We start from the raw sequence: 26,937 nt of genomic DNA on the forward strand, positions 1-26,937 counted from the left end.
GCTTGGTTTTAAACCAAGCTTGTAATTAACAAATGATTTTGAAGAACCAGGCAAACTGACCATTTGCAGCAGAGCTTAAAAATAGGTGTTAATTACCTATTTTATGGTAAATTGCGCATACTGTTAAATTGTCCAGTATTCCGAAGGGAGAGCGCGTAGTGGCCACACATCAACGGGATGAGGGGCGTTACCGGACTAATAATTGGGGTGACTCTAATACCTTATTTAACTATTCTGGGTTTCGGGGAGGTGCGTGAGTGAGTTAGGATAACAAATACAATATAAGCTACTGTATTTATTGTGTTTTGTGTTAAGCGGAGCAGGGGGTGGCGCTCATGAACCTATATTTAGTTCATGAACTCGGTTCACGGTGAACAAAAACCAATCAATTTACGACCTCTAGGTTCATGAACAACTTCTCTTGAAAGTGTGAACATTATCACTATTAATCTACCCTTACCTACGCCGAAATTACCATTCCATTGCGCCAAAACACAATACCACCATGGCTGTATTGCTCTTGTTGATTACCAAGGTTGCATACATCGATTCTATTGGGTTAGTGGTACGGATGAGTGTCCAATGCTCCGCCGGAAAGTCATAGAATCCTAGGTCATAATCGTCGGAATACACGGGCTGCACAAAAAATCATCAAAATGTACTTGATCAGTACATTTTATTGACCTAGTGTAATATGTACTTGATGAGTACATTTTTGGCGATTCTTATGAAGAACAGTAATTACGGCGTTATCTTGCCATCCCATATTAGCTACGAGCCTATAAGCGAAGAAGCGTTTAAAGCCTCATGTTATCTGCTCCTCATGGATATTGAACGACTTGTCGCCTGGGCATTCGGCGAATCACACGGAACATCTGTTCATTTTACGCCTGATAGAGAGGAGGAATGGATTGGGAGTGAAGAGCAGCAGGTAAAGTTGTTTGCTTCTGAATTTTGGAAAACCATGAACCCTGTTTATGCCTATGCCGAGCGCGGTGAACAGGGCAATATGATGCACGATGATACCTTGGGTTATTTGGTTCAAGTGTTACCGGCTGTTTTTGGAATAAGAGAATATAACGGTGAGGTTGACTGGGTCTGTGAAACGCTAATTTACAAGGCGTTAGCACGCCTTAAACTTGATACCGGCAGAGATCTTGATGAAGATGAAGTTGAAGTTGAGCTAGTTACGTATTGCAGCGGTTGGTTACCATTGGCACATCATAAACACCTAACTTTACAAGAAATGGCTATTTTGGCAGGTGCAAAAAACATTCGGTCAATTCGTAACGCAACGTACGATAAAAAAAATCCGTTAAGGGTAATTAAGGAAAACAGAAATGTCTTAGTTACAGTAGAGGAAGCCAAACGATGGCTAGCCCAAAAGTCGAAGTTTATTCCATCACCATGTTAGTAAAACTGGAGTAAGAGTAATGGACTATACGATTCATGCCAAAAAGCGTGCTCAACAGCGTTGTATATCACCTGAAATGATTGAAATGATGAAGCTCTATGGCGAAGTAGGGGAACAGAAAGGAGATGCAGATGTTTTATATCTCAATAGAAAGGATATAAAGCGTTTTTTACGAGACATGCAATTCATTGCGTCAAAATTAAATAGAAAATCACGTGCAAGTGCTGTGATAAAAGATGATTTAGTAATCACTGTTTTTCATCAAACAAAAAAAATACATACGTTTTAACTGCGAGGAAATATGGATATTTCAATTTTCAAAAATATGATACAATATTCAGACCCTTTTTGCCCCGAGCTGCTTATTGAGCAGTCAGGCGACTATCAGTCGTTTTATTCTGGTTTCGATCATATTAACACCAGGGCAAAGTTAGTCATTGTCGGAATGAGTCCTGGTCATACGCAAGCACAAAAAGCAAATATTGTGGCAGGGAACGTTTTAAGAGCCGGGGGGACAGCCCAACAAGCGCTTGAACAGGCAAAAAAGGTGGCCAGTTTCAGTGGGCCATTGCGTAATAATCTTGTGCGGTTGCTTAATCATATTGGTATTCATGATTTGCTGAAAATTAACTGTGCTTCAACACTATTTACGGCTGAGAACGAACATCTTGTTCATTATACATCGGCTTTTCGTTATCCCGTGCTGAAAAAAGGAAAACCGATTAGCACAGCCAAGCCATTTAAAAACGAACCAATGTTGCTCAATATGGTGGAATCGCTTTTGGCTGAAGAGGCCCAGGCATTGCCACACGCAATTTGGTTGCCACTTGGTCAAGGTGTTGAAAGTGCTCTATTACATTTAGCTCAGCAAGGTTTACTTACGCCAGAACAGATCTTATCTGGCTTGCCTCATCCAAGCGGGGCAAATGCGGAGCGCATCAGCTACTTTTTAGGGGAAAAACTGAAATCTCAACTTAGTATTAAAACAAACCCTCATAAGCTTGATGCTATCCGTGATGAATTAGTTAAAAAGTTGACGCATTTGAAAACAAAAGCTCGCTAACAAGTCGTGGATAAAAATCAAAAACTATTATTGATGGCCTCAGACGCTAAAACATCACGTCCCTGATGGAGATTGAATAGGACAAAGCTCATCTAGGATTTTTGTATATTTCAATGTCTTTTAAATTGATTGAAGGGATGTGTTCACAATCGGTAGTAACAAAGTGATTGGATTAATAGTGAAATCCAAGGAGAGTAGGACAATGTTAATTTCAGAACAAGCTCAACATTTATTAAATGATAAGCTTCGTATTGCAAAAAATATGACCCAGTATCTTGCTATATATAACACAAAGAGCGGGCGTGAATTAGCATTAGAAAGAGAGCGTTCAGAAGCTATCTATGTGTGGTTGCAAAAATATAATCTGTCAATTGAAGACGTTGAAGTTAAAAATGAAAAGTTTCCAGGTCAGCCTTATGGGCCAAAACAATCAAGAAATTCGAATTTAAATGGGAAAAACACGCCAAAGTTAAAAACAGGCAATAGAGTCTACTACCTGAAAATCACTTCATTGCAGGCGTTGGAGAAAGTTATAGATTGGTATGATGAACAATAACCTAAAAGGGCATGAAGGTAATATAATTTCTACAGTTTCATTTGAATTTATCATCAACTCTTTTGTGAGGCCTGCTAATGGTAGGTACGTTAATAGGCCTTGATTTTCCTATCAGACATAGCGATGCCTGACCTATATTACGGTCTAAATATTAAATGGCTGATTTATCAGCTACAAACATGGGTGATACCTTACTTGCGAATCAACCCGGATTGATAACCTTTAGTTAGGTAGCTCAGTTCAATTTGTGACTCAGGAATACAGCAGAGTTTCTTGCTCGTTACGGGCGTTAGATAAACCAAGCTTGTTAAAGCGCCTAATGCACCTCCAATAATTGCATTTAAAAGGCTTTGCGAGGTTGAACCAGCTATTGTTGCTCCTTTTATCGCACTGTCAAAAGTACTTGCTATATTGTTTGAGCCAATGTTTATCTTGATACCTTCAAGCTGTACAAGGCTACCAGGCTGTTTATTCCTATTTTGATTACAGCGGGAATCCAGTGCGAAACGCCCATAAATCCAAAATTATAATGGGCTGAGCCTCTGGGGATAAAAGTCCATTATATTGCCCTTATAAATTGAAGCTACCATGACTAGCTCTATACTCTTTAGCGTATAGAGCTGACACTGATTACAAGTCAATCAACACTTTGCTGGGTCATCACCGACAATGACTAGCACTGAAGGTATGTAAAGAGCGGCTTTGCCGGGGGCGCATGCACTGCCAGATTGATAGTGCAGCAGCTTCGCTGAGTCTCAGACGGATTCACGCTCAGTAACCCCTTAGCGTTCTCTCCGTCCTTATATGCCATTATGCGGCATGGATGCGCTTTACTGTCCTGCGCACCATCTTCTTGCGTTTGATGCGTCGTAACGCCTTGTGAAGACGCTCTTGGAGGTAGGTTTGGCATTTATGGCCTTTGTTGCCAGCGACCACGGCCTGAATGAACTTGGCCTTGGTGCCAAAAACATGAACTTCCACTTCTGCTCGGGTGATGGCAGTGTAGAGCCATCACCTGTCAATTAAGCCACTGTTGTCCAGTGCAACGATGACCACAGGGAACTGTGAGCCTTGGGCTTTATGCAATGTGATGCTGTATGCCAACTGTAGCTCTGTAATTAGCTGTGGACTAAGTGGTATCAGCTCTTCTGCCTCAGGGGGGCACACTTCCATAGCCACAAACAAGTTGTTCAATGGTGTGAAGCCTGTATCAATGGCACTGCTTCTGCTAAATCTAGTGATAAGGAAGCACAAGCTAAGTTAAAATGTAAAAGCTGAGCGTCCCACATGTACCACTTCATAGTTTAATTATCTTCAAGTTTTCTAATTAGCTCTTCCTTATCTTCCTCAGATAGTTTTTCAATCAAACAAGCCAACTTAGCTGAACTGTCCGAATCACAGAAAAAATACGAAAGAGGGACACCCAACTCGTCGGCAATACGACGAAGGGTTGCGATATCTGGCATGTGTCTGCCTTTTTCGTAGTGGTTCATACGCCCACTCGCAGAGCTTGGATCCATACCCAAGCGAATCCCCAATTCTTTTTGGCTGATGCCGGATGCCTTACGAGCTTCTTTGAGTCGTGTTGGCAAAGGGCTTTCCGTATACATGAAAACGTCATCATAAAAATCCTACATAACTTAGATTTTCTAAGTTTTTATCATTCGGGTATACTTAGCAATCCTAAGTTTTAGGTTTGTGAACTACGTAGCATACCTACTAATTCAGTTTTTAGAATCGAATACGCGAGTAAATGTAACTGTGGAAAAGCAAGTCTTTAAGATAAATGAAAAAATCTATGTGTTATTGAGTGAACTAGGGATGGATGAGTTCACTGTCCTTGAGCTAAGAGATGCTTACCTTAGCCATAATCCAGATCAGGTTTGCAAAATAGAAGCACGTAAATTCGTCTATCGGCAGATTACAAAATTGCAACAAAAAGGCCTGTTACAAAAACAAGAAGGCAGCACAACACGTAATGCGACATATATAAAAACTGAATTATTCATAGAATCTACAATCATCCCGTTAAGTTCAGTCGGTGCGCAAACCATACCCGATGAAGTCCATAAAGGCTCTGATGTTGGTACGGTCGTTTCGTTCCTGCAAGCAGAGCTGCAACAGTACCAGGTAGATTTATCATCAAGTATTGCTGAATCAGAGGAATACCAACGCTTGCATGAAAAGCTACCTGACTTAAAACCTCAACTAGAAATCTACTTCATGCAAGCACGTGAGAGATGTTCAAGATTGCTTGGTCAAGTTACCGCGATCGAAACAATCCTTACTGACTACCAAAGGGGGCAAGGATGAAACTAAGGCTGTGGCAATCTACTTGCGTCAAGCAAGTTCTGCAAAAATATAATAATAACTCGAAGCACTTCATGTGCTTAGCGACGCCTGCTGCGGGTAAGACTACAATGGCAGCTGAAGTAGCTCTGCAGTTAGTTACACAAGATAAGATAGACTTCATCATATGTTTCTGTCCTACCAAAGAAGTAGAGCAGGGGATTCGCCGTACTTTTGAACGTCATTTAAACCGTAGTTTTAATGGTTCAATAGGAGCACTTGGTGGCGTTTACACATACCAAAGCTTATTAACTCTCACTCCAGAGTTTTGGCAAATATTACATGACTATCGTGTACTAGTGATTTTTGATGAGCTTCATCATTGTGCCGGTGATCGTCTTGCAAATGCCAATGCTTGGGGAGCCCAAATCCTGATTAATATCTGTGATTACGCAACGTACACATTGGGACTATCTGGAACGCCATGGCGTTCGGATCGATTACCTATAACACTAGGTCGGTACCTTGATAGTAAGCAAATTGATTGTGATTTCACTTATGGTTTGAAAGAGGCTGTTGCTGATGGTGTCTGCCGTCACCCAAAAATTGTACTAATCGATAATGACAAGATCACTGTTACATCAAAGAAAGAAGGGGCCCAGACATTTGGTAGCCTGACTGATGCTTTCTCTGATTCAAACTTAGCCTACAAATCGATTATTTTAGAAAAAGAAGCCATGAAGCATATCCTTTCTCAAGGTGTATCAAAGTTGTTCAAGTTACGACGCCAAAACCCTGATGCAGGTGGTTTAGTTGTAGCTTCTTCTATTGAACATGCCCTTGAGTTAGTGCAAATGCTTCAAAATGAATTTGGACAAAGTTCAGTAATGGTTTCTTATCAAGACTCGATGCCATCTGAGATCATTGATCGTTATAGAAAACAAAACACAGAGTGGATTGTAAGTGTAGGGATGGTTTCTGAAGGTACAGACATTCCTAGGCTTCAGGTGTGCTGTTATTTAAGCCACGTAAGAACTGAAATGTACTATCGACAAGTACTTGGCCGGATTTTAAGGATCAACTCTTCTGTAAACCAAGAGGCATGGTTTTTCACTTTTGCCGAAGGCAACTTAGTGAAATATGCAAATAGAATTCAGCGTGACTTACCTGATACGACTGTTATCTATGAACTAGAAAGTGAAGTAGCTAGATATAGCCATAGTGGCCGAAAAGAACACCCTCAGCCTAATAGTAGTGTCGAACTTTTGTTAAGCTTTGGTGGACGGACAAATGCCAAATTGCAAAATGATGTCGAATCAATTCAATTGCATACTTCGCCGAATTATCAACTGATTGGCCAGTATCGGCAGAAAGTGATATCACTTTTCAGAGCATAAGCAAAGATATGGAAACTGCACTAATGGGTTAAGTGCATGTGAGAATTGACATGACATTTACGGTAGACATAAGTGCGGGTTATAAGAGCGATATCAAACTATAGAACAGGTTGATGGCAAGGAAGCCTTCGCTAACGGCAATATTACTATGCTTATGCCGTAAACATTGAAGGAATATACTACAAAGCTTGAACTAGGAGATTATATGGCTATTGAATTTGATTTGTTGTTGCCTGAACTCAGTGAGTTCGAGATGGATAATGTTCCGTTTAAGGTAGTCGATCCATCAGAGCTTCCAGAGCGCACTCTCAAAGCGTTTGATGCTTACATGCGTGGATCTGCAGCACCACACCGCGTATACGTGTACAGTCATGATTACTCGCGCTTTTGCATGCTTGTCAGGCGGGGCGACATTATCATAATTTAATCCTTGCACAGGTCACTCATTGAGTTGCTTCGTCAATATCGCCACGAGCTCGAAGAACAATACGGCGCCCGCTTTAGTAATGATATCCGCCAGACCATCGACGCCATGCTACATTGCAAAACAGAAAAGCAAGGACTCTCCCAATGGTATTGTGCACAATGCCACCATAATGACAGACTGGCCTTGTACTGGGGGCAAGGCTTAACATGCGATTGATCGTGCGACGTGAAGTCGAATGGAACGTTGTTCATTGGACGGGAAAAGAATCGTGAGAGGACATTCCTCTTGGCAACCGCTTCGCTGGCTGCATTATCAGGTCACGTCTTAAAGGCAATGTGTCAGAACGTGTATGAGCCACTGCCTATAGACTCGATATCGCGAATCAAGATACTGACGCTCACTAATTAAATAGTGCGTTTCGTTTTGCTCAGGATACTTTTCTAATCTGTGACAATTGACGTCGTTTCGCAAAGAACCTCGATAAGCTTAATCCAGAAGGCACGTTGAGTGATATTGCTGCTCTCATAACGCTAGATGAGAGTTTGCCATTCTTGGGTTGTACGTCGTTTTGCCATTTTAAGTCCCCTTTTTGGTTAGAGTTTTGATCTTATTCCTCGAATCGGGCGATTAGAATGTGGGGGTATGACGTGCTTACATAGGTCTGATTGGACAAAAGAAAAGCTCTACCGATAAGGCAGAGCTTTTTGAGGTGTTTTTTTAAATACCAGTAACGAATTGCAGCGTTTCTTGAGCGTATGATTGAACGGTTTGTAGATCTAAGCTTTGAATCTTAGTATCAAAACCGTCTGCGTGATGAAACGCCTTAGAAAATTCATTAATTTTAGTGATTTGGCTTATCTGATTGTGTGTATCGAAGAAGTGACTGCTTGGATCTGTCTCATCTCGAATCATCGTAATCATATTACCTAGCCAAACACCCTCGTTAAACTCTCTAGGGTATAAGAAGCGTAGGTGTGCTTCTAAAATAGGGCGAATAGAACGAGCTACTTCAACCTTTGATTCATCTTTTGCGTCAGCAACAAAATCATAGAGCTTGTTATATTCTTTGTGGTAAGAGTGAAGAACGTGAGAGTCATAGTCGCTTCTTTCTATCATTTGACTAGATATGTATTGAGAACTGTCAGCCTTAAGAGGATCTGATTTTTTATATGACACATCAATCTCAAAGCACTTGGTATGTTGAGATAATATCGAGTATTTCTGGATCTCAGATAAGAAGAATGGATCGTGACTAAATACGATGGTTTGATAGCCGTTGTTAATCAGCTTTTCGATCTCAACGATAGTCGCGTCTTTGCGGTAATTATCTAAGGACGACATAGGATCGTCTAAAACAACGATGGAATTGTCGCTATTAGCCTTGGCAAACTTAGATAAGAAGAATGCTAGAGCGAGAGCAGATCTATCACCGAGACTCAGAACGTGCTCAAAAATGTGTTTGTTATCGTCCACATTTTCAACTGAAAGTTCTTTGTCGATAAAGTTTATTACATACTTAAGACGAGTTGAACCGCCTTTACCTTTATTGTCCTTATCAAGCTCTTTGATTCGTATCATTGAGTGAAAGTTTTTCAATAGCAGGTTGATAGAATCTTTATGCTCTTTAATGCTATCTTCCTGATCTTTATCAATTTCTTCTTTTAGCTCTTTGATTTTCTTAGTCTTGTCTTTTTTGTCATCAGACAGAGACTTGTGATTAACCAAATCGTCAACTACTTCTGTCTCGAAACGCTTCTTGGTTTCTTCAATGTTGTTGATCTTGGCTTGGAGAGCTTGAGTTGAACCAGTTGCTAGTTCATTCAAAAACTTAGTAACTTGCTCGTTAAATTCTTGCACTTCACTGTTGTATGCCGAGAAATCAAACCCATCGAAAATACTATCGAATAGTTGATTGAACTTGGTGAAATCAGTTTCTAACAATAAGTCTTTTTTCTTCTCTTTGATCAGGTTGACACACTCAAGTTCGATTGATGTTGATAAAGAATCAAGGTCTTTAAAGTCATATTGAGGATTGAAGCCTTTGATGCGATCTGACCAAGTTTTGATAATCTCACTATTGGATTTTACTAGAGCTTCTAAGTCTTCAATTTTACAACCAATGGCTCTTACATCTAATTCGAACTGGTCACTATCAAGCTCGAACTTATCACTAGCGTTAGTGTATGAATCACTAATGAAGTCCTGATATAAACTAAAGATATTGGAGTTTGCAAGAGGTTGAGCGCAAAAAGGGCAATTGTCTGATTCGTTTACCAGTTGAGTGCCAGTTTCAAGCCACATAACATCACGCTCTTTAAGATTATTAGCAATGTGCAGCTCAACTTTTTCTTGTGCTTCTTTTGAAAGACTCTCGATGTTCAGTGTGAAGACGCTTGTATCTAAATCTGGCTTAGTCAGAACCAAGGGAGAAAGCTTTTTACGGCTCTTGTAGTGTTCTACACTCTTCAAATCTTGGATTTGAGCATCAAGACTTGCAATCTCAGCATCAGCGTTAGGAGTAGCTTTTATACCACGGATTTTAGCAACTGTTTTGCTTGGAAATTTCGTAGTAAGTCGTGTATCAATTGGGCTTAACTGAACGTTGATAGCGTCAATTTCTGCTTTAAGCGTATCAATCTCTTGTTCCTTTAGTACTGATACTTTACCTAATGAAAACTCATAATAATTAGTGAGTTGACTACGATCTTTAGCATTAGGAATATAAAGGTTACTATCAATGAACTCTTGATTGAATACTTGGAAATTGAACGGCGTTTGAAGCGAGTTTAGCGTTACGCTTGCACCGCCAACTCGAAGAGAGAGAGCTGGTACACCATCAGACTCTAGAGGCTTTAACGCTTCTATCGCTGCTTTGTCGTTTTCATTGATGAAATTAAAGATCTTACTTAACGTAGACTTACCAGAACCATTACGCCCGTAGATCAGGTTTAGCTTATCAAACCCTTGAGATAAGGCTCGCTTGTGTTGCCATTGCTTGATGTTTTCAATCTTTATTATTCTTTCTAGCATTTCTAATTTTTTCAGTTAGTTGCGTTTAATTGCGCAAGGTAAATATGTGATTAATAGCATACTAGCATAGTTATGTTGTCTAGAACTGTATCTAGCTCAAAGAGCAGAGGATAGGAGCGATTGGACAAAAGAAAAGCTCTACCAAACTAGGTAGAGCTAAAAGTAAGGCGTTACAATATGAACACAAGAGAAACAGTAGTGAGTAGTGGGGTCAGGTCTTGCCTTTTGCCTATCGGAGTTTTCCATACTTGAGTTAATTTATCTTTTGCTAATTTAGCAAAGTCACTGACTCAGTTCTGTCCAGCTTCGTGCCAGCCTCTTCATCTGGCACGTGTTCATCTGGCACGATTGTGCCCCATTTTGATTTATCGCCAACAAACCCAGCATATTGGCTAGTTTGCATTTGACCAAATTTTCTTAATCCATGTAATCTGTTTATTAAAATGATCTATCGCCAGAACAGGGGCTCAAAAAAACAATGTCTACTCAGAAGTTCAGTGCTTTCGAACGAGAAGCCTTGTGGTTAGCTCATAACAAGAAATGTGCTTATACACGGGAACCACTCGATATGAGTAGTTTTCACATTGATCACATCATTCCTGAAAGCCTTGCCAGTAACATTACTGAATTAAAGAAAGTAAAGTCGTTGCTAAAGCTGGATGAAAAATTCGACATTTATGGATACGAGAATTTATTACCCTGTCGTTCTGGTGCAAATCTTCAGAAAGGTGCCACTGTTTTCGACGAAGCACGCACTCAATTTTTCCTTGGCATTGCTGACAATAGGAAGGCTGAGGTTCTAAAAAACCTAGAAAAAATCAGTAAGCGTAACATTCGTGGAAAAGCTTTAGTACTGCTTCAACAATGCCTTGAGGGAGGTCAGTTATCGCCTTCTGAAGTAGCAAATATTCTTGATGAACATAAAGAGCAGCCAGATGAAATTTTCCATCTGATAGAAAGCCTGAAATTTTTTGACTCTGCTGAGATTCGAACTGTGTCAAAGGCTGATATTGACGAACTCCTAGGCCGACAAGTACGCCTCGGACAAAACGATCATATTGTTGGTGTAACGTTAACTAAAGATAAGAATGAAACCCTACATGTAAAGACTTGTAAGGAATACCACGAAGCAATTGAGTCAGGATATTATGCTCTTACTAACTTTGACATCAAAATGTCCTCTTTCTTTGAGCACCAATATGGTCTGCTGAGTTCACTTAAAGCTGCAACAGTACCTGAACGTAGCTTTATAGACGATCCAAGATCAGGAGTTGTTGACATAGAGTTGATTCCGTTCTCTTTGTTCCCCTGGATAGGAGATGCACCAGAGATAGAGGACACTTCTGCCACCTATCAAAGCAAAGTCGATGATGGCACGATAAGTATAAAGCGCATTAAACAAAATATGTTGTGTGTTGAGGAACATGAAGGAATGGGTCAACAACTTATCGAAGTTGCAAGAGCTGATTTTAACGGTGATGGCTTAGAAGAAATCCTGCTATTCGAATACTGCTATGCAACACACGGTACTTTAGGGTACGGGGGAATACGTATTTTAGGGCGTAACACTGTTGAGGGTTTATTCGAAATTATCCAATAAACCTAGTGTGCCATATGCCTTTATCTGAAAGATTTGCATACTGTCGAAAACCAAAGAACAATACATAACCTTTTGGTTATTATGACTATTTTTTGGTGCTATAGAGCAAATCTCTGCCTCGGTTCAGATATAATTCATGGAGCAACCAATGAATCTTCCTAGAAGAACTCGAACTCATATTTTAGAAGACCTTTCAGTTAGAAAATTTCAATCCCTCTTGCCAGAACAATGGATATATAGAACCCCTGCCCACGACTATGGCATTGATGGTGAGGTTGAGATTATTGATTCCAATGGCTATACAACAGGGAAAAAATTCCTAGTACAGCTAAAAGCAACAGATGAAGAGAATGAAACTAAGGCTCTAAAACTTAGAATGAAAATGTCTTCATTGAACTACTTTAATCAACTAGAAGTACCAATTCTAATCGTTCGGTATCTAGCTAAATCAGGTTCCATTTACACTCGCTGGCTTCACTCTTTGAATCCAAATGATGACACAAAGGCAGAAAAAAGCTTTTGCATGCTTTTTCGAGAAAAAGATAAATGGACTGACGTTAGCGCAGAAAAACGCCTTAACGAGCTTGAAGCGTATCATTCGATAAAGCGTCACTTACTACAAAAACCTTTTTTAATTGCAGTAAAAATTGATAGCAAAGCTTCTCTGTCTCAATACACCGCAAAATTTGCTACTAAGATAATAGGAAGCTCGAAACAATTACGATGTCCATTTTCATTCTCTTTAGTATCAAGCCTTGATGAAAAAACAACTAGCTTTATAGAGATATTTGACGAAGAGTATTATATCAACCTTGCTGGCGTAGGTAGCTTTAGAGCGCACTTTCAGCCACCAAATGACACAGCTGACTTAGATCGTCTTCTCTCTGATATATATGTTGCATTGGCTTTCATTCTACAGAGGTTAAGTCACGTCAAAGAAGCGGAAGGGCTATATGATGCGTACATAAATAGCTCTAGTTTAAGAGACAGCAAGCCTATATTTTTTTCATATATAGCTACAAAAATTCAGCTAAACAACATTCCTGACGCGATCAAGTACGTAGTTGAGATAGAGAAAAAATCAACCAATAAAGACGATGGCTTTAACTTGGCTCAATTTGGCTTATCACTAGTCATCAGTCAAACACCAAAAGAACAGATGAACGCTGTAATTAGCGCATATGAGGATCTAATCGAAAGTACGGATGACCCGTTAGTTCTAGCTACTTATTACTACAACATAGGCAACTGTCTAAGAGGTAACGATTACAATCGCGAAGCAATTAAGCACTACCTCAAGGCAGCAAAGACAAACTCAGACTATAAGCTTCGTCCTTATTGGAAAAAAGAACTTGCAGGTCTTTTTTTCATGATCGGAAAATACCGAACATCTAATAAGCTATATGCGCAATCAATTGAGAGCGAAAACACACCTGAAAATAACGTTCTTTACGCTGATAGCTTGATGCTGGCAGGAAACTATAGACAGGCGCTTATAATACTAGAAGAAAATGCCACACAGTTAAATGTCAGAAATTCTGAATGGTTCTTAAAAATAATTTGCTTAGAATATCTTATTAGCAGGTATGGGGTTGAAGTGCAAAAAAAACAGGGTGAAGCGGGACGAGAATTTATCGAAAAATCTAGTGAAAAAGAAGTTTTATCATTCATCAAAACTAAGAATGCTCTGTGCCCTGATAGTCAGTTCTTTATTGGAACAAAATTAATCGAAAGAGAGGAGTTTGAAGAAGCTTGTTATTGCTTCCTAGTTTCTGCTTTTTCGGATGAACACTATAAACCTTCTTGGTTACACGCTATGGGGTGCGCATTTAACGCCAATCTAACAGGTTTGCTTTCCTTGATCCTAGAAGTAGCGAGTAGAAAATGGGGGATAGAAATAGTCAGTGAATTTTTTGAACAATTTCCCTCTAGCGGTGAATTTAATGAGCTTGCTTTAAAGTTAATTCAACATTGTGAAGAATACATCAGCACTTTTAAAGATAATCAGTTTGAAGTAAGACTAGGGGGCAGTGAATCTTCTAACTCAATAGTACTTGATAAGGTAACCACTTAACAAAGAGAGGAGTTCCGATTCTGAGGCTAGTCTGGTGGTTACTGACTATGTCAAAGGTAGTTCAGCATTTGACAAACCAAATGACTGTGGAACCATTTCGTCGATAGCTAAAGGTTGATGATTAGTTGAACACAATAAGGGTGTAAACGGGTATTTCTACCTTCTTAGTTATTTGACGTGATTGAAAGCAAAGGGCAGCAGATCGGCCAAATCTCTGCCTTTTTCGCGTTAAGATAGCTCGGTTAATACATGGCGCAGATAGGCATAAGGCTTTACGGCCAGCCCCCCTTAGCGTTCTCTCCGCCCTTATATGCCGCTATGCGGCATCAAACTCGCTTCACTATCCGTCGAACCATCTTCTTGCGCTTAATGCGTCGTAGAGCCTTATGCAACAGCTCCTGCAGGTAGGTTTGGCGCTCGTGACCACGATGACCACTTTTGATGGCCTGTATGAATTTGGCCTTAGTGCCAACAATATGAACTTCCACCTCTGCTCGGGTGATGGCCGTGTAGAGCCATGACCTGTCAATCAGGCCACTGTTATCCATGGCAACGATGACTACTGGGAACTGCGAACCTTGCGCCTTATGCAACGTGACACTGTAAGCCAGCTGAAGTTCTGTGATGAGCTGTGGACTCAGTGATATCAGCTCTTCTAGCTCTTGGGTTTTCACCCAACCATAGCCAGCTTCATCCCATTGAATGGAACTTAGATCGCCTAGCAATCCATTCTGGATGCCGAACTTGATGTGGTTCTTCGTGAAGATTACCGGGTCAAACTGACGGAAGTTAGAATCAATGGTGCGACCAAGATACTCATAGGTGAGCTTTGGTGAATATGCATTGAATATTGCCTGACAATTGGTGTTTAGTGCCCATGTAGTCTTCCTGGTTGCAGATATCATCTGACTTCGACCACGGTTGTGCTGGTAAATCTCGATACACTTATCAACGATGTCAGCTTCTCGGCACTCATGGAAGTGGACATTCTTGAATGAAAGCTCCTCTGGAACCTTGCCACTCCTGATAACTCGTGAGTATTCAGGAATACCAGTGCTTTCATCTTGTCGCTGGACTTGGTCAAGCTCAACACATGGCACGACATCTGACTGGATGAGGTCATAGAGAATCTTACCAGCACCAATCGGTGCAAGTTGCTCATCATCACCGACAATCAAGAACCGTACCTCAGGACAGGTGTGGGTGACGATCCGACTCATATTTAGAGTATCTACCATCGAAGATTCATCAATGACCACTAGGTGTTTCTGTGGGTTGCCTTCCGCATCTTCACTGCGAAGGTCAGGATCACCCAAAAATCGAGTTATGGTCTTGGTCGGAATCCTGATGGACTCGAACAATCGCAATGCCGCTCGCCCAGATAATGCGATGCCATGGATGGTATAGCCTAGCTCTTCGAAAGCCCTCAGAACTGTTCTCAATACCGTCGTCTTACCCGTGCCAGCACCTCCCGATATGATAGAAACCTCGTTTTCCAAAGCGGAAAAGATAGCTTCAACCTGCTTGGGAGCAAGGCGGAAAGGAATCTCTGTCATGGCGGTATTAATCTTTATCGGGTACTCATCAGTCCATTCTGACTTGCGCTTTAAGAGAGTGCTAAATCGCTCCGCAATAAGGCGCTCCATCAGGTATAGGGAGCCATGGTGGTATGTGTCATTCTCACCACGTCGGAAGTTCAGCATCTTCTCCGACTGCACTAAGGCTTGTTCAGCCAACTCTGTGCTATCCAGTACCTTTGCTACACGGGCAATGATTTGAGAATGGTAAGCAAAGGTATGGCCCCTTGGCACTACATCCTCTGAGAGCACATGGTTTACTGCGGCAACCAAACGGTTTTTGTCATCCAAAGGCTTGTTGAAGGTTGATAGCGCCATTTTATCGATGTCAGCAAACTTCATCCCCAAGGTGGTGAGCTGGTATGGATTATCAGTGATAACCTCCGGTGGGGGCGGCATCTTCACTTCCTTGGTTTCCTCACCATCCTGAATCTCCATTACAGCCTTCATTTTGAAGAAGCTGTGCTGAACCATTGGTGGGATACGATGCTTGGCAAACCATGCTGCATACTTGAGATTTTCGTACTTCTTAAATCCCTCTACCAGCGTTTTAGCGTTTTCCTCTGACATCAAATCAACTGCGGTCAATTTCCCGATATCACCATCCAAGATGATTTGAAGAGCTTCATCGTTGTACTTATCCCAAATGTTGAATATCCGTGACGCCCCAATCATTGGAAAGTCACCCGATTTAGAAACGAATTCTGACACCTCTTCTGGGGTGTTGGGCATCATAAACTCAAGGCTTTGAGGCTGCTTATAGTGGAAGATGTGCTTAATCGAGTTATATTTCTCTTCGGTGTAATATTCAACTTGACCATAGGCTTGCCAGTATTCCCCCTTAGCTGGAACTGAAGGCAGACCAAAACAGGTGGTATTAACTTTTATGCTAGATATAGCAGTATATGCATTTCGCATCTCACGCTTATTGACTGTCCCTCGCACATAGCACTTGTCATTTCGCTCATCATAATGGACGCAGGTGATCCGAAAATACATACGAACATTGCCAGTTACGAACGGGTTATCAGCCGAATACTGAATATTCTTCGGTATTTCGCTCATGAAAAGAATCCTTCTCGGTAGAGAACATCCTTGAACTCATCGAACCGCTTAAGCTGAATATCTTTCTGGTAAAGCTGCTGCTTCAGCTTACTGATTTCACCGTTAAGTCGAGCAATTTCAGCATCCCTAGGATCAAGGAATTCAGGTTCATCATAGCCTGAACTATTACTTTGACCAGAACCAGAACTGGCACTTTTAGCAACCTCTGAGAGCCAACCAGCTTTGCGCCACTTCAATTCTATACGCCTCAACATCGTCGTTGCTTTTGGGTTTTGGCCAGTAACAGCTCGTGAGTTTACCCCAGACTGAGCTTTGAATTTTTGTCTGTTAATCTTGCCTTTGTTATCAAGCTCCACAATGGATTCACGAGTCTGTTCCCTAATCCAAATCCTCAGTTTTTCCAAAGTTTTTTCGGCAGGCGTTAGCTTCTTATCTTTTTCAATCCCTTGGTTTTTCTTGCTCATTTGCCATTCCTTTTCCGCTCTCCTAATTCCCGAATCAGGTCTTCTGCAAGCATATCTTCAACATTCATTGGAGTGGCGTTGTCAACGTATTCAATGATGTCAGCAACAGCAAGAATATTCCTTTCATACATGGCTTGTAAGTCCTTCAGGTCAACATCAAGACGATCAGCTTTGCTGATATACGCTGCACCAGTTCGACCTTTAGCCAGCATCGCCAGCTCTTCTGGAGTCATCTCTCGCTTGCCATCCATATGATTGTTATGCTGACGAAGTTTGTACTCATCAATCATCCTCTTTCGGGAGGTTAGGGTGCTTACGCCACCATTAACAATGCCTTTGGCCTTCAGTCGAGCATGTAACGTGGATGGCTGAATGGGGGACTTTTCAAGTCCCTCACGTACCATGGCACTCAATTCAGCCTTGATGTATTTATCAAGTTCTTTGCCCTGAATGACTTTGTCGTTGTTATCGCGTGGTTTCTTAGCCATTATGAGCTTCCTTCTTTGCTGCATCTCTCTCCATGCGTTTTTGCTCAATGAAGAACAAATCAGCAAGGGTATTCGGAGTTTTGCCAATCAGCATTTGTTCATTAATACGCTCAAGGATTTTACCTAGCGGGTTATCTTTATCTTCGGATAGAAGGGACACTAATTTCTTAGCATTCAGAGCATCAACAGCCTTGCATTCAAGCGCCTCGAACACAATCAATGCTTCTTCCTGTTCTTTTAGAGCCAGTTTGAATGAAGGGTTTTCTTCATGGAGTTTACGCAGGATAATGACCTCTTCCTTCTTGCCTTCTAAGCGCCGTGAGACCTCCTCAGCTTCGCCCATACGGCCTGTAAGGGAGAAGTAGCCACAAGGTACACCAGACTGGCATTTCATCGCGTGAGGGCAACCCCAGCGACCCACATCCCTTGTGCAGGCACCAAACCCTAGGGGATGGAGTTTTGCATGACGCTCCAGCAGTTCTTTAGCTTTAGCGGCCAGATTTTGCTTCAGCAACTTGTCGTGAGCACTTTTCAAATCAGGCAAGAAGTTGTCAGACATTGCACCTTCAAAGTAGTGGGCGACTTCAGCACTTGTCTCGCCAAAAGTCTGCATATTCTGCTTGAGGTTGTGCTCCATTGTGAGCTTGGGATCAACCATCATCGAAGCTGATGCTTTGACGTTCGCAACACCTGTATTCTTCTGACTTTTGACTGACTTCGCCAAAGCAGCCATACGGCGACTAACCTCAGTTTTTGGGGCTGCTGGTACTTCTGATTTAGATTGTGGAGCTGGTTCCCCATCTGAATCAAACAGGGATAGCTGATCATCTTTCGTAAGGGCTTTCTTGTTCTCATCAAAAGCCTTTTCCAGTGAAGTAACAGCTAGCGAAGCCGTCAGGTATGACTGAGATTCGGCTTGGTGCTGATAATGTTTGTTCTGGGTAATATCAACACGTCCCATCAAAATAGCTTGGATGTGATCAGTAACCCCAGCAATTGCCAAGAAGGTATTGATGTTATGCCTTGGAACATGCTTTTTGATATTGATACGAGAACCATCATCTTCAAATAAGTTGTAATAATCGAAGATTGACTTCCTGTTTTTGGCACCGCCTAGCCATGCCTCAACGGCGTGCTCATCCAGTGGTGCAGGGTGCATCAGAGAGACCAGGTCGGTGGAGATCCCAAAACCGCCTTCAGGCACAATGAACATCAAGTCCTCGTAGTTACAATGCTCCCATTCGGAACCATTCTTGGCTGAAATGACACACTGATGTCCTTTCTCAAAATTTTTGGTTTCGGCGTAACGCGTGTACACGTAATCGTTCAACTGCTCTTTGGTAAAATACCGATTTTTCAGTTGCTTATGGACAGGGATGACCTTCGGCTCATGCCCAGCAAATGCCTTGATAGATGTCCTGATTGACTTACCGAGATCTTTACGAGAACCGCCTGAACCTGTGAACATGATGCCTTCCAGCTCACGGCATTCAACCCACTCACCAGGAAGCTCTGTGATCTTGTTTGGCAGCATATTGGTGAAATCTGATTCCCTGAAGCCTTTAAGAATTTCACGGGAATCAGCCGTAAGCTCTTCCACAGATTTATAGATTGCCTCAACCACAGGGTAAGTGGTTGGTGCCAACCAGTGAATTCGCCAACCTGCTTGCTTGGCACCAAGGTACTCGATACCTAGCCTATAGGTAGGCCAACCTTGTTCGATTGCATGTTTCCGCTTGTCTTCATCTTTGATCTCCCTCCTGACCAATGAATCCATATTCATCAGCATCATTTCTTGGAAGCGGAAGCCACAGATGATTGCGAGCAGCAGCATGTTGTAGAACACACGCTGATAATCGGTTTCAGCTAATGCTATTAGCTCAATCACACACATAAATGCACGAATGGAGATTAGCTTTTTATCGTCTGTTAGTTCAGGATTTGCATGTTCAGCTTTACGCCTTTCCTTGGTGCCGTTGGACTGGTTGCGGCATGGGTACTTGTTTTCAACCTCAACGTTAATTAGGAATAGGTTATACTGGCGAAGCCTCTTGATAGCAGCTACGGCAACATCACAGTAGTCACTTAGGTTGGGGGCGCTTTTTGTAACTTCACTATGTCTCTTCATTGCAGCATGAATGATATCGGCAGTGAGGTACATCGGGTGAGTCTGGCCTGTTTGGGTGACCATTTCCCAATACCAACGCTTCATCACCTGCAATGGTTTATCTAACGCAGACCCGGAGACAAGCGTACTACTTGAGGTCACCATTAGCATTTGGTAGGCACGCATAAAGTCTTGATACTCTTTGGAGATATCCATTTTTGAAAGACCTTTAGTTCGGTTGGTGACTTCATCGAACTTAAACCCATGGTTTTTGGTTTCCTTAAGCCATGCGACACCTTTCTCACCAAAACTCCATGAGCCCGCATCCCAGTCCAACTGGCCTTCAGCATTGTAGGCAGCAAGGCGCTCATTGAACTTACCTTTAAACTTCTCGATGTAAGCATTGAAGTTCTTCTGTTGCTCAAACATGTATTAATTTCCTTCCTTTGCTTCAGCCATTTCAATGCGAGCGATAACTTGAATTACATGTTGCTTACGGCGGGTCAGCTCCTTAAGCAAAGGGTGATTAACTGTAGCAGTGTCATCTGCCACATTTCGGACTTCTGCTAGCTCATCATTGAACGAGTCAAGGACATCGTGATGTTTACCGTCAGTGAAAGGCTTGAAGTATAAGCAGCCATGGCAGGCTCGGCCTTGAGAGAAGGGGCAGATTTCCTCTTCGTAATCACAACCGCCAAGATGGTAATGGAGTTTCCCACCAATTGACCCTGCGACCCTGCGACCTGTCCATTTACTGCTGTGTACTAGGTTCCCAGTCAACATAAGTACAATCATGTTCTTGAATACAGGGTTGCGACCAAGAGCCTGCTCACGAATATCAGCCATATCTGGAGTAGCAGCGATATATTTATTGGCCACAACGAGAGAGGATTGCCCCAGGACGTAAGCAATCTCAATGGCGCTTGCGCCATTCATCGCCATAGAATGACCAACATTGTGGCGGAAAAGACTAGCTGTATAGACAGGCAGCTCATAGTCTTTATTTTTCACTGCTTTTTGAATCTCTTTGGGAGAGAACAGTAGAAGCATTCGCTTAATAGCGTCGTTGACTGGCTTATTAGAAGTCGATTTTTGGGGTAGCAGGGCATCTTCCTTGCCAATATTGGCAAGGCGCATGTAAAGCATTACCAGTCTCCCAAGCTCTTCAGGGATAGCTACCCGAATCCGCTCAATGGTTAGCTTTGATTTCTTGGCATAGGGGACAAGAATGGAGAAGCGGCTCCCATGCTCATTCATGGTGTCAATAACAAAGTCTCCTCCTGCCATCTTACCAAGCTGAACTGGTCGCGACCCAACGTAATAAACGATCCCAGTAGTTACACAGTCACGCAACTTATCAAGGTTTACGACATTCTTGATCTTCTTCAAGTGAGCAATTTTCTCTTCCTTGGTCTTCAGCGAGGGGGTCAATTTAGACGCCCAACGCTGTACACCATTTTCGATTATCAGGCACACTTCTTCAGGAATTACCATGTCTAGGTTTTGGTAAACACCCCAATTGCTGTTCCTCGGTCGTGGTAGCTCGAGCAAAAGCTCTTCCAGGTCTTCCTTGCCGTCCGTGCTTTTAAAAAACTTCAGGCGGTCAAGTTTACGCAGAGCAAACAATGTGTAATAAAACTGCGAATTATCTGCATGATTCCTTTTTTCCTTGGCAACAAGGGCGTGTAATTTGGCAAGCAGGTTGTCACGCGTGACAGAACTAATGTCAGCAAAAGTCATTGCTAAGCCAGTAGCAAAGGCGTCAACGACAGAAGCTGAGTTCTCCTCAATGTACTTGAGCGAGATAATCTTAATCAGCTTGATTGTTTCAGGAGGCAAATCTCTGAAATGCTTACCTTTAGAGAAAGGGATGCTCTTATTCTCTCCTGAATACCGGAAGCGCCAATCATTATGAAAATACAAAAACTGATCATCAAACTCTGTGGCACTTTTCAGGAAAACCCTGCTAGGCAACTCAGTTGATTTAATCCAGTTGAGTTGCTCATGAGTGAACAGGGGAGTCGACTGTTCAGTTTGAATTTGCTCCCGCATAACATCGCTATAGGAATTCATCATACCCATCATCTAATACGTTGTAGGTGTATTCTGTTGCTTCGTTTATGGCTTTCACTTCAGGAATAGCCGTATGCTGGTCATAACGGACTGTTCTGCCAAGGTTAGCTTGGTTGGCAACCAGCTCGATAAATCGCTTTGCGTACTTTAAAGGCACATTACTTGTGACCGACCATCCACCTAAGGCGCGGAGTTGCTCTACTGCAGCATCAAGCTCTCCATTCATCCTTGTTCTGATGCCAAAGTCTTTTGCCATCATCACTGACTCCTTTAAGAGTTCGTTATAGATGTACTCAAGCGTTATATAAGCCCAAGTATGACGCCCAACATGTGGAGTTAGGGTCACCATGTAGTCGATATACTTATTCTTCACGGTACGGTAGTAGGGGTGAATTTTGATAAAAGTCGGATCTACCTTTTTCTTATAAAAAGTCCTGATTGCATCGTAAGTTAACGGAGTTAACTTACCTGTTCCTTTGATAAACAGGATGCCATGGTCATCAATGTCTTTTTCAATGAATAGTGGATCACGGAAACTCTCGATATAAATCGAAATCATCGTGTAGTCATCCTCAGTCAGTTCAATTTGCCGCTGAGAATGCAAGGTCTTCAGTGAAGGCGGTCTTTTCCTAGGGTCATTAACGTCATCAGGCAAGTTCTGCACGACCATGATGTAATGAATGTTGCCCCGTGAATCAGGCAACGATGGCCCAATGCAATCCTTCATCAATAACTGGGTCTCACCAACACGCAAACCGTAGTTGTACATCAGCCTATGGATGATGTAATTGCGGTATTGCTCGAACCCTTCTTTAAATGGGTTCTGTGGGTTAATTACAGCCTCATAAACTTCCCCTGTATCCACGTCAGTGAACTTAGGAGTGGAGGGGATCAGCATGTTGTTCAGCTCAATATTCTGACTATCAGTAATACTCTTATATCGACTGGCTGGCTCTTCCTTCGACACTTCAACCTTATTGAAGACCTTTATCTTGCCTTTAAGGTTTAGCCGATTCGCCTCGTGGATCTTATGGGCTTCACTTGGCGACATGTCCTGAAAACGGACATTCATATACCGATAGTTGAGGTATTTAAAATATTTCCCAATATTTCTGACATGGCCGCCATAGGTGATCTTATTGTTCTTCGAGATTGCAGAGTGCAAGAATCCAAGCCCAAGGATATCTTTCTCGTTGTTGAGATGCTGCTTGCCAAGCAGGTAGTTGAAGAAGCCATCCAGCTCATCAATAAAATAAGCAATGTTGTATTTCTTCAGATAAAAGTCGTAATCAAATGTCCGCTTGTGCTTCTTGTAGTAGTACACGTAGAAGAATCGCAACGAACCCAAGATGTTTTCCTGAGTTCCTAAACGTTTCTTACTCAGCTCGTTCAATCCATAAATTGAGAGGAACATGGATGGCAGGGTAGTCTTGTCATCAACCATGACATGAGTCAGCTGTCCGTTCCTTGATATATGTAAATTGGTGTATGTCATGAACTTAACGAAAGTCCTCAATTTAATATGTTCGAGCTCTTTATACAGTCACTGAAACAATAACGTTAATGTATAAAGTTATAGTGCTTCGTATGATATTGCGCGTAAATTGCTTTATCTATATGGTTAATTATAATTTCACCGATTATTCCATTATATTTTTTTTGCTATGAATATTCTTATTGATTTTCTAGGCTGACTTTGTATTTTACCCATATTGATAATTCTCACTTGATTTATATTACCTTCTGCCAGTGTAGCGACGAGCGACAATATTTCAACTCCAAAACCTTAAGTGAATATTGTTTTTTATAAAGTTACTTTTAATATAATTAATGTGATTCAGTTTTGATTTAAATTGATACACCCATATCACCCCCAATCAAAATTATATTTGACAATGATTATAAAATCATATATTTCAACTACTTGATAAGTTAATTATTACAAAACAAACATGGCAATAGTTATAGAGCAATAATTATTGCAATTTATTGAAAATAATCCATCTTGCAAGAGAGATGTCTATTTTTTAAGCTTTGGGTGAAAAACAATGCAAGAGATGTTTTTTTGGAAATGTGACGCCTGTCATATTAAATGGTAGACTAATGTTGCTGTTGTACTGCTGCTTGTAAGCTGTTTGTCGTTATTTTTATATCCTTGCAAGATGAGATGAGTCACGTTTTTGGTTGTTATATGGTATAAAAGCACTCAGGCTATCGAACCGAATAGGCTATGCGCGTGAGTTTATGAGTCCGCAGTACACTGCCATATGGCAGGGCGTACCTAAAATACAATGTTGATTTATGGTGTAGAGCTAGGGTTCACACTTTCCGTACAAATTAAACTTTTACATTCCACCGTTGCACATTCGATTTTTTTATCATGGTGTAATGAAGTATAAATCTTTTAGTCTTGCTATCCTTTTATTTTCTCACACTATAGTTGATGATGCCTATCTTATGTTTTTTAGCAGAACCACTGATGTGTACATAATAAAAATTTCGGGCGTTATCTTTATCTCAACTCAAAGTCAACGTAAAAGCAATGAAGTTATTTTATCGGTATTTATAGCAATTCTTAATTTTCCAATGATATTAGTGTCGATGGGAATTTGGTCATGATGCCAACTTGGTGATTTGAACTATAGTTTAGTTATTTGTCGAGTTATCGGGTGATCTTATGGCGACACTTGAAGTCCCTTGCCGTTATTGTTCTCAGACCAAATCAGTTCGCAAACATGGGACTGGAGCGAATAAAGCACAACGCTATTGCTGCCTTAATTGCCGAAAGTCATTCCAGCTTGATTACACCTACAATGCTTACCACCCTGGAGTGAAAGAACAAATTGTCGATATGGTCATGAACAACGCTGGGCTACGTGATACTGCCAGAGTGCTTAAAGTCGGGTTTAATACCGTGCTGAGAACACTAAAAAACTCCAACCGAGGCAAGTAACTTCAGTTCCATTCGATAATGCTGAGATCGAGCTTATCTGTGAAGTTGACGAACAATGGTCATTTGTTCAGAACAAAAAGAATCAACGTTGGCTTTGGTATACTTGGGAGCCAAGGTTTAAGCGGATCATCGCCCATGCTTTTGGACGTCGCAATGAGGAAGCGCTTCAGGCTTTATTGATTCTTCTAGAGCCATTTACAATCAATTTCTTCTGTACTGATGATTTCAGAGTTTATTCATCAAACCTTCCAGCTGAAAAGCACATTACAGGGAAGTTATTTACCCAACGTATAGAACGGCAGAATCTAACATTGAGAACGCGATTAAAGCGGCTAAATCGCAAAACCATTGGTTTCTCTAAATCTGAAGAAATGCACGACAAAGTGATAGGCACATTTATTGAACGTGAGTTCTACAGATGCTAGTTCAACAAGTTGGCGTCATGACCGGGAATTTCAGTGTTTGATGGGTTAAAACACGAATTTTATTTCAGCGCCAATTCAATATTCCAATTATCGCGTTAACGGCCAACGTCATGCAGTATGACTAAATCGAAGACAAGAAAACCGGCATCGACGACGTCCTGGAGAAACCAATTCGCGCTGTAGACCTGAATCAGATACTGAACAAATACCAGAACATCGCGTAAGTCGTGCGGCCACATGTCGATGAGGCGAACACCTGAAAAATAACGGTCAGCAATTTACTCAACGATCGTTGTTTGTCGTTTTTGATCGTGTGCTGTGTAAAATCTACAACAGCAGCGAAGTAATGTGTTTGCAGATGTTGATCTCTGTAGTTATTGGTAATGAGTACCGAACTTGAAGGACTAGGCAAACTGACCATTTGCAGCAGTACCTTAAAGTAAGGTGCTAATTAGCTATTTTATGGTAAATCAAGAATACTGTTAAATATACAGAATTACATGAACCTAACAAAAACCCCAAAACTCCAATGTATGAAGTTATCGTAAACCCATCACATAAAGTTGGTAAGGGCTTAGAGAGGCGCTAAGTCGTTGATCTTTGACTCTTCATGAACCTAACTTAAAACCCGACATATTTAACATAATGTACATAATGCGCACCAATGGGTTAAATCCAGTTAGGAATGTCCTGAGTTATCCCGGCTCGTGTCCTTCAAAAACACCTGCATCAAGCATCTCGTTATACAGTTCTGGCGTCAGCTCGACCAGTTCGTATTCATCGTAATCCATTGAGCAAATAGCTTTAAGGTCGTCCCACGATTTAAATGTGTAGAACCCATCTTGCTCTGTGAATGTTGAAATCATATCGGGCGTTGTTGCATCGTAAAAAACTTTTATCATCACTCAGCTCTCTCTAATCCAAATTGTTTGACCAAGTCACGCCATTCAGAGTTGGTCAGCTCATCACCGTCTGCATACATATCGTCTTTGCTTGGCTCGTCGATAATCGATACCAGATAGAAATCATCATCAACTTGGGAAACACTTTCCACGAAGATTCTCATCAGCTTATCACTCGACACATATGTCGTCTGTGGTACTGGTTTATCCATGCTGCTTTCCTTGTTCATCAAACGCAACCTGCCAAAAATCATGACATTTTGGGCATTGTTCTTCATAGAGGTAAATTTCATTGTTGTGGGAATACTCGCAACAACAAATGTTTATCGGGCCGCAGACCGGACAATTATCAGAGCGTGTGTAACGTTTTGTTCGATATATTTTTTCTGTTGAAAAGATTTTCAGGAATTGGGAATTGAATTGGTGGATTAATAAGTGTCGCAAGGCTTTTTACAGCGACCGCCATGCTGTTTCCATGTCAGTAAGCCAATGCCTGGCTCCCCGACTTCATCACCGATTTTAATGAATCATTCAGTGACACCGTAATAAATTAAAAAAGAACCTATACCGCGCTCAAAGCCCATAAGGTGAAATCGAAAAGAAATAAGTTCTATTATCGCTATCCTGATCGTAGGTTGTTTTAAACGTCGACACAAAAAACGCTAATTTGCTTATTACCGTTCATGTATTCAAAAGCCCGCTAGGCGGGCTCTTGCGACTTTACTTATTTGCAATTTAGGCTTGTTGTAGTGCCCAGGTTTCCACATCAATAGTGTCATTAACGTATTTAGTGTGAATAAGGCTCAGAAATACAATGCGATCCCTTTCATGAGCAATTGAAAGTTTCTCGGCTACTGACTTGCAAGACACTACCCAACCCTCATTTTGATCTTTGGTAATACCGAAGTTACCAATAGCACCTTTAGCTGGGCTCTCTACTACCTTGTATAGGTCCAGGATTTCTTTAGGGGCTGCTTCTGATTTGAATACAGTATCCAACCACTGTTCGAAATTAGTCATATAACCTCCGATT

The 26,937-nt window shown here is 41.5% G+C and carries 23 protein-coding genes and 1 pseudogene; 12 read left to right on the forward strand and 12 right to left on the reverse strand.

What is annotated here, in order from left to right:
• The first annotated feature begins 727 nt into the window (after window positions 1–727).
• The 5 genes from C942_RS16570 to C942_RS25650 all read left to right on the forward strand — a co-directional run bounded on the left by C942_RS16570 (window position 728) and on the right by C942_RS25650 (window position 4,059).
• A complete protein-coding gene (locus tag C942_RS16570) occupies window positions 728–1,414 on the forward strand; it encodes a hypothetical protein (RefSeq protein WP_007467794.1) in 687 nt (228 codons plus the stop codon).
• A 19-nt stretch (window positions 1,415–1,433) separates the two neighbouring features.
• Window positions 1,434–1,703 carry a DUF4258 domain-containing protein gene (locus C942_RS16575; protein ID WP_036800655.1) on the forward strand — a complete coding sequence of 90 codons (270 nt, stop codon included), beginning with the start codon at window positions 1,434–1,436 and terminating at the stop codon, window positions 1,701–1,703.
• A 12-nt stretch (window positions 1,704–1,715) separates the two neighbouring features.
• Window positions 1,716–2,477, forward strand: a complete 762-nt coding sequence (locus tag C942_RS16580) for a uracil-DNA glycosylase family protein (RefSeq protein ID WP_007467796.1) — start codon at window positions 1,716–1,718, stop codon at window positions 2,475–2,477.
• A 202-nt stretch (window positions 2,478–2,679) separates the two neighbouring features.
• The gene (locus C942_RS16585; protein WP_036800658.1) at window positions 2,680–3,033 is read left to right on the forward strand and encodes a hypothetical protein; all 354 of its coding nucleotides are present in this window, start codon (window positions 2,680–2,682) and stop codon (window positions 3,031–3,033) included.
• A gap of 903 nt (window positions 3,034–3,936) precedes the next feature.
• Window positions 3,937–4,059, forward strand: coding sequence for a hypothetical protein (locus tag C942_RS25650; protein ID WP_007467798.1), 123 nt, complete (start codon window positions 3,937–3,939; stop codon window positions 4,057–4,059).
• A 278-nt stretch (window positions 4,060–4,337) separates the two neighbouring features.
• Here the strand turns inward: C942_RS25650 and C942_RS16590 are convergent, their stop codons facing one another.
• On the reverse strand, window positions 4,338–4,643 hold the full coding sequence (locus tag C942_RS16590) for a helix-turn-helix domain-containing protein (RefSeq protein WP_036800661.1): 306 nt from the start codon (window positions 4,641–4,643) through the stop codon (window positions 4,338–4,340).
• Between the two features lie 151 nt (window positions 4,644–4,794).
• On the opposite strand from C942_RS16590, the gene C942_RS16595 reads away from it, so the two are divergent.
• From C942_RS16595 to C942_RS24725, 4 genes and pseudogenes are all read left to right on the forward strand, one after another.
• Entirely contained in the window at window positions 4,795–5,346 is a 552-nt protein-coding gene (locus C942_RS16595) for a hypothetical protein (RefSeq protein ID WP_036800718.1), read from the forward strand.
• Window positions 5,343–6,719: a DEAD/DEAH box helicase gene (locus C942_RS16600; RefSeq protein ID WP_036800664.1), complete on the forward strand. Its 1,377-nt coding sequence runs from the start codon at window positions 5,343–5,345 to the stop codon at window positions 6,717–6,719. The genes C942_RS16595 and C942_RS16600 overlap by 4 nt, the downstream gene beginning before the upstream one ends.
• A gap of 205 nt (window positions 6,720–6,924) precedes the next feature.
• Window positions 6,925–7,146 (forward strand): hypothetical protein, encoded by a 222-nt coding sequence (locus C942_RS16605; protein ID WP_007467806.1) that lies wholly within the window; start codon window positions 6,925–6,927, stop codon window positions 7,144–7,146.
• Window positions 7,147–7,149: 3 nt separating this feature from the next.
• A pseudogene (locus tag C942_RS24725) lies at window positions 7,150–7,341 on the forward strand (transposase zinc-binding domain-containing protein); the annotation flags it as partial.
• 522 nt (window positions 7,342–7,863) lie between these two features.
• Here C942_RS24725 and C942_RS16610 read toward each other — a convergent pair.
• Window positions 7,864–10,176 carry an AAA family ATPase gene (locus tag C942_RS16610; RefSeq protein ID WP_007467808.1) on the reverse strand — a complete coding sequence of 771 codons (2,313 nt, stop codon included), beginning with the start codon at window positions 10,174–10,176 and terminating at the stop codon, window positions 7,864–7,866.
• Between the two features lie 478 nt (window positions 10,177–10,654).
• On the opposite strand from C942_RS16610, the gene C942_RS16615 reads away from it, so the two are divergent.
• The gene (locus C942_RS16615) at window positions 10,655–11,776 is read left to right on the forward strand and encodes an HNH endonuclease (RefSeq protein ID WP_036800666.1); all 1,122 of its coding nucleotides are present in this window, start codon (window positions 10,655–10,657) and stop codon (window positions 11,774–11,776) included.
• Between the two features lie 148 nt (window positions 11,777–11,924).
• The gene (locus C942_RS16620; RefSeq protein WP_007467813.1) at window positions 11,925–13,850 is read left to right on the forward strand and encodes a DUF4365 domain-containing protein; all 1,926 of its coding nucleotides are present in this window, start codon (window positions 11,925–11,927) and stop codon (window positions 13,848–13,850) included.
• Between the two features lie 326 nt (window positions 13,851–14,176).
• On the opposite strand, the gene C942_RS16625 is transcribed toward C942_RS16620, so the two are convergent.
• Genes C942_RS16625 through C942_RS16650 form a run of 6 tightly spaced genes read right to left on the reverse strand, consistent with a single transcriptional unit; the run spans window position 14,177 to window position 23,119 of the window.
• Complete coding sequence (locus tag C942_RS16625; protein WP_007467815.1) at window positions 14,177–16,492, reverse strand: AAA family ATPase; 2,316 nt, start codon at window positions 16,490–16,492, stop codon at window positions 14,177–14,179.
• Entirely contained in the window at window positions 16,489–16,956 is a 468-nt protein-coding gene (locus C942_RS16630) for a hypothetical protein (protein WP_007467817.1), read from the reverse strand. The genes C942_RS16625 and C942_RS16630 overlap by 4 nt, the downstream gene beginning before the upstream one ends.
• Window positions 16,953–17,444: a hypothetical protein gene (locus tag C942_RS16635; protein WP_007467819.1), complete on the reverse strand. Its 492-nt coding sequence runs from the start codon at window positions 17,442–17,444 to the stop codon at window positions 16,953–16,955. Before C942_RS16635 ends, C942_RS16630 begins: the two co-directional genes overlap by 4 nt.
• Complete coding sequence (locus C942_RS16640) at window positions 17,437–19,980, reverse strand: hypothetical protein (RefSeq protein WP_007467821.1); 2,544 nt, start codon at window positions 19,978–19,980, stop codon at window positions 17,437–17,439. The genes C942_RS16635 and C942_RS16640 overlap by 8 nt, the downstream gene beginning before the upstream one ends.
• Before the next feature lie 3 nt (window positions 19,981–19,983).
• Window positions 19,984–21,627, reverse strand: coding sequence for a site-specific integrase (locus C942_RS16645; RefSeq protein WP_232428187.1), 1,644 nt, complete (start codon window positions 21,625–21,627; stop codon window positions 19,984–19,986).
• Window positions 21,611–23,119, reverse strand: a complete 1,509-nt coding sequence (locus C942_RS16650; protein WP_007467824.1) for a site-specific integrase — start codon at window positions 23,117–23,119, stop codon at window positions 21,611–21,613. Before C942_RS16650 ends, C942_RS16645 begins: the two co-directional genes overlap by 17 nt.
• Before the next feature lie 1,182 nt (window positions 23,120–24,301).
• Here C942_RS16650 and C942_RS24730 point away from each other — a divergent pair.
• A protein-coding gene (locus C942_RS24730; protein ID WP_086004401.1) for an IS1 family transposase occupies window positions 24,302–25,002 on the forward strand; the annotation gives its coding sequence in 2 pieces (ribosomal slippage) (window positions 24,302–24,551 and window positions 24,551–25,002; 702 coding nt in all).
• A gap of 95 nt (window positions 25,003–25,097) precedes the next feature.
• On the opposite strand, the gene C942_RS25155 is transcribed toward C942_RS24730, so the two are convergent.
• The 4 genes from C942_RS25155 to C942_RS16665 form a co-directional block, all read right to left on the reverse strand.
• Window positions 25,098–25,241 (reverse strand): hypothetical protein, encoded by a 144-nt coding sequence (locus C942_RS25155; protein WP_007467830.1) that lies wholly within the window; start codon window positions 25,239–25,241, stop codon window positions 25,098–25,100.
• A gap of 456 nt (window positions 25,242–25,697) precedes the next feature.
• Entirely contained in the window at window positions 25,698–25,868 is a 171-nt protein-coding gene (locus C942_RS16655; RefSeq protein ID WP_232428188.1) for a hypothetical protein, read from the reverse strand.
• Window positions 25,869–25,903: 35 nt separating this feature from the next.
• The gene (locus C942_RS16660) at window positions 25,904–26,116 is read right to left on the reverse strand and encodes a hypothetical protein (RefSeq protein WP_157372642.1); all 213 of its coding nucleotides are present in this window, start codon (window positions 26,114–26,116) and stop codon (window positions 25,904–25,906) included.
• A 523-nt stretch (window positions 26,117–26,639) separates the two neighbouring features.
• Window positions 26,640–26,924, reverse strand: coding sequence for a hypothetical protein (locus C942_RS16665; RefSeq protein WP_007467836.1), 285 nt, complete (start codon window positions 26,922–26,924; stop codon window positions 26,640–26,642).
• Window positions 26,925–26,937: the final 13 nt, after the last annotated feature.

Source organism: Photobacterium marinum (assembly GCF_000331515.1).
GTDB classification, from domain to species: Bacteria; Pseudomonadota; Gammaproteobacteria; order Enterobacterales; family Vibrionaceae; genus Photobacterium; species Photobacterium marinum.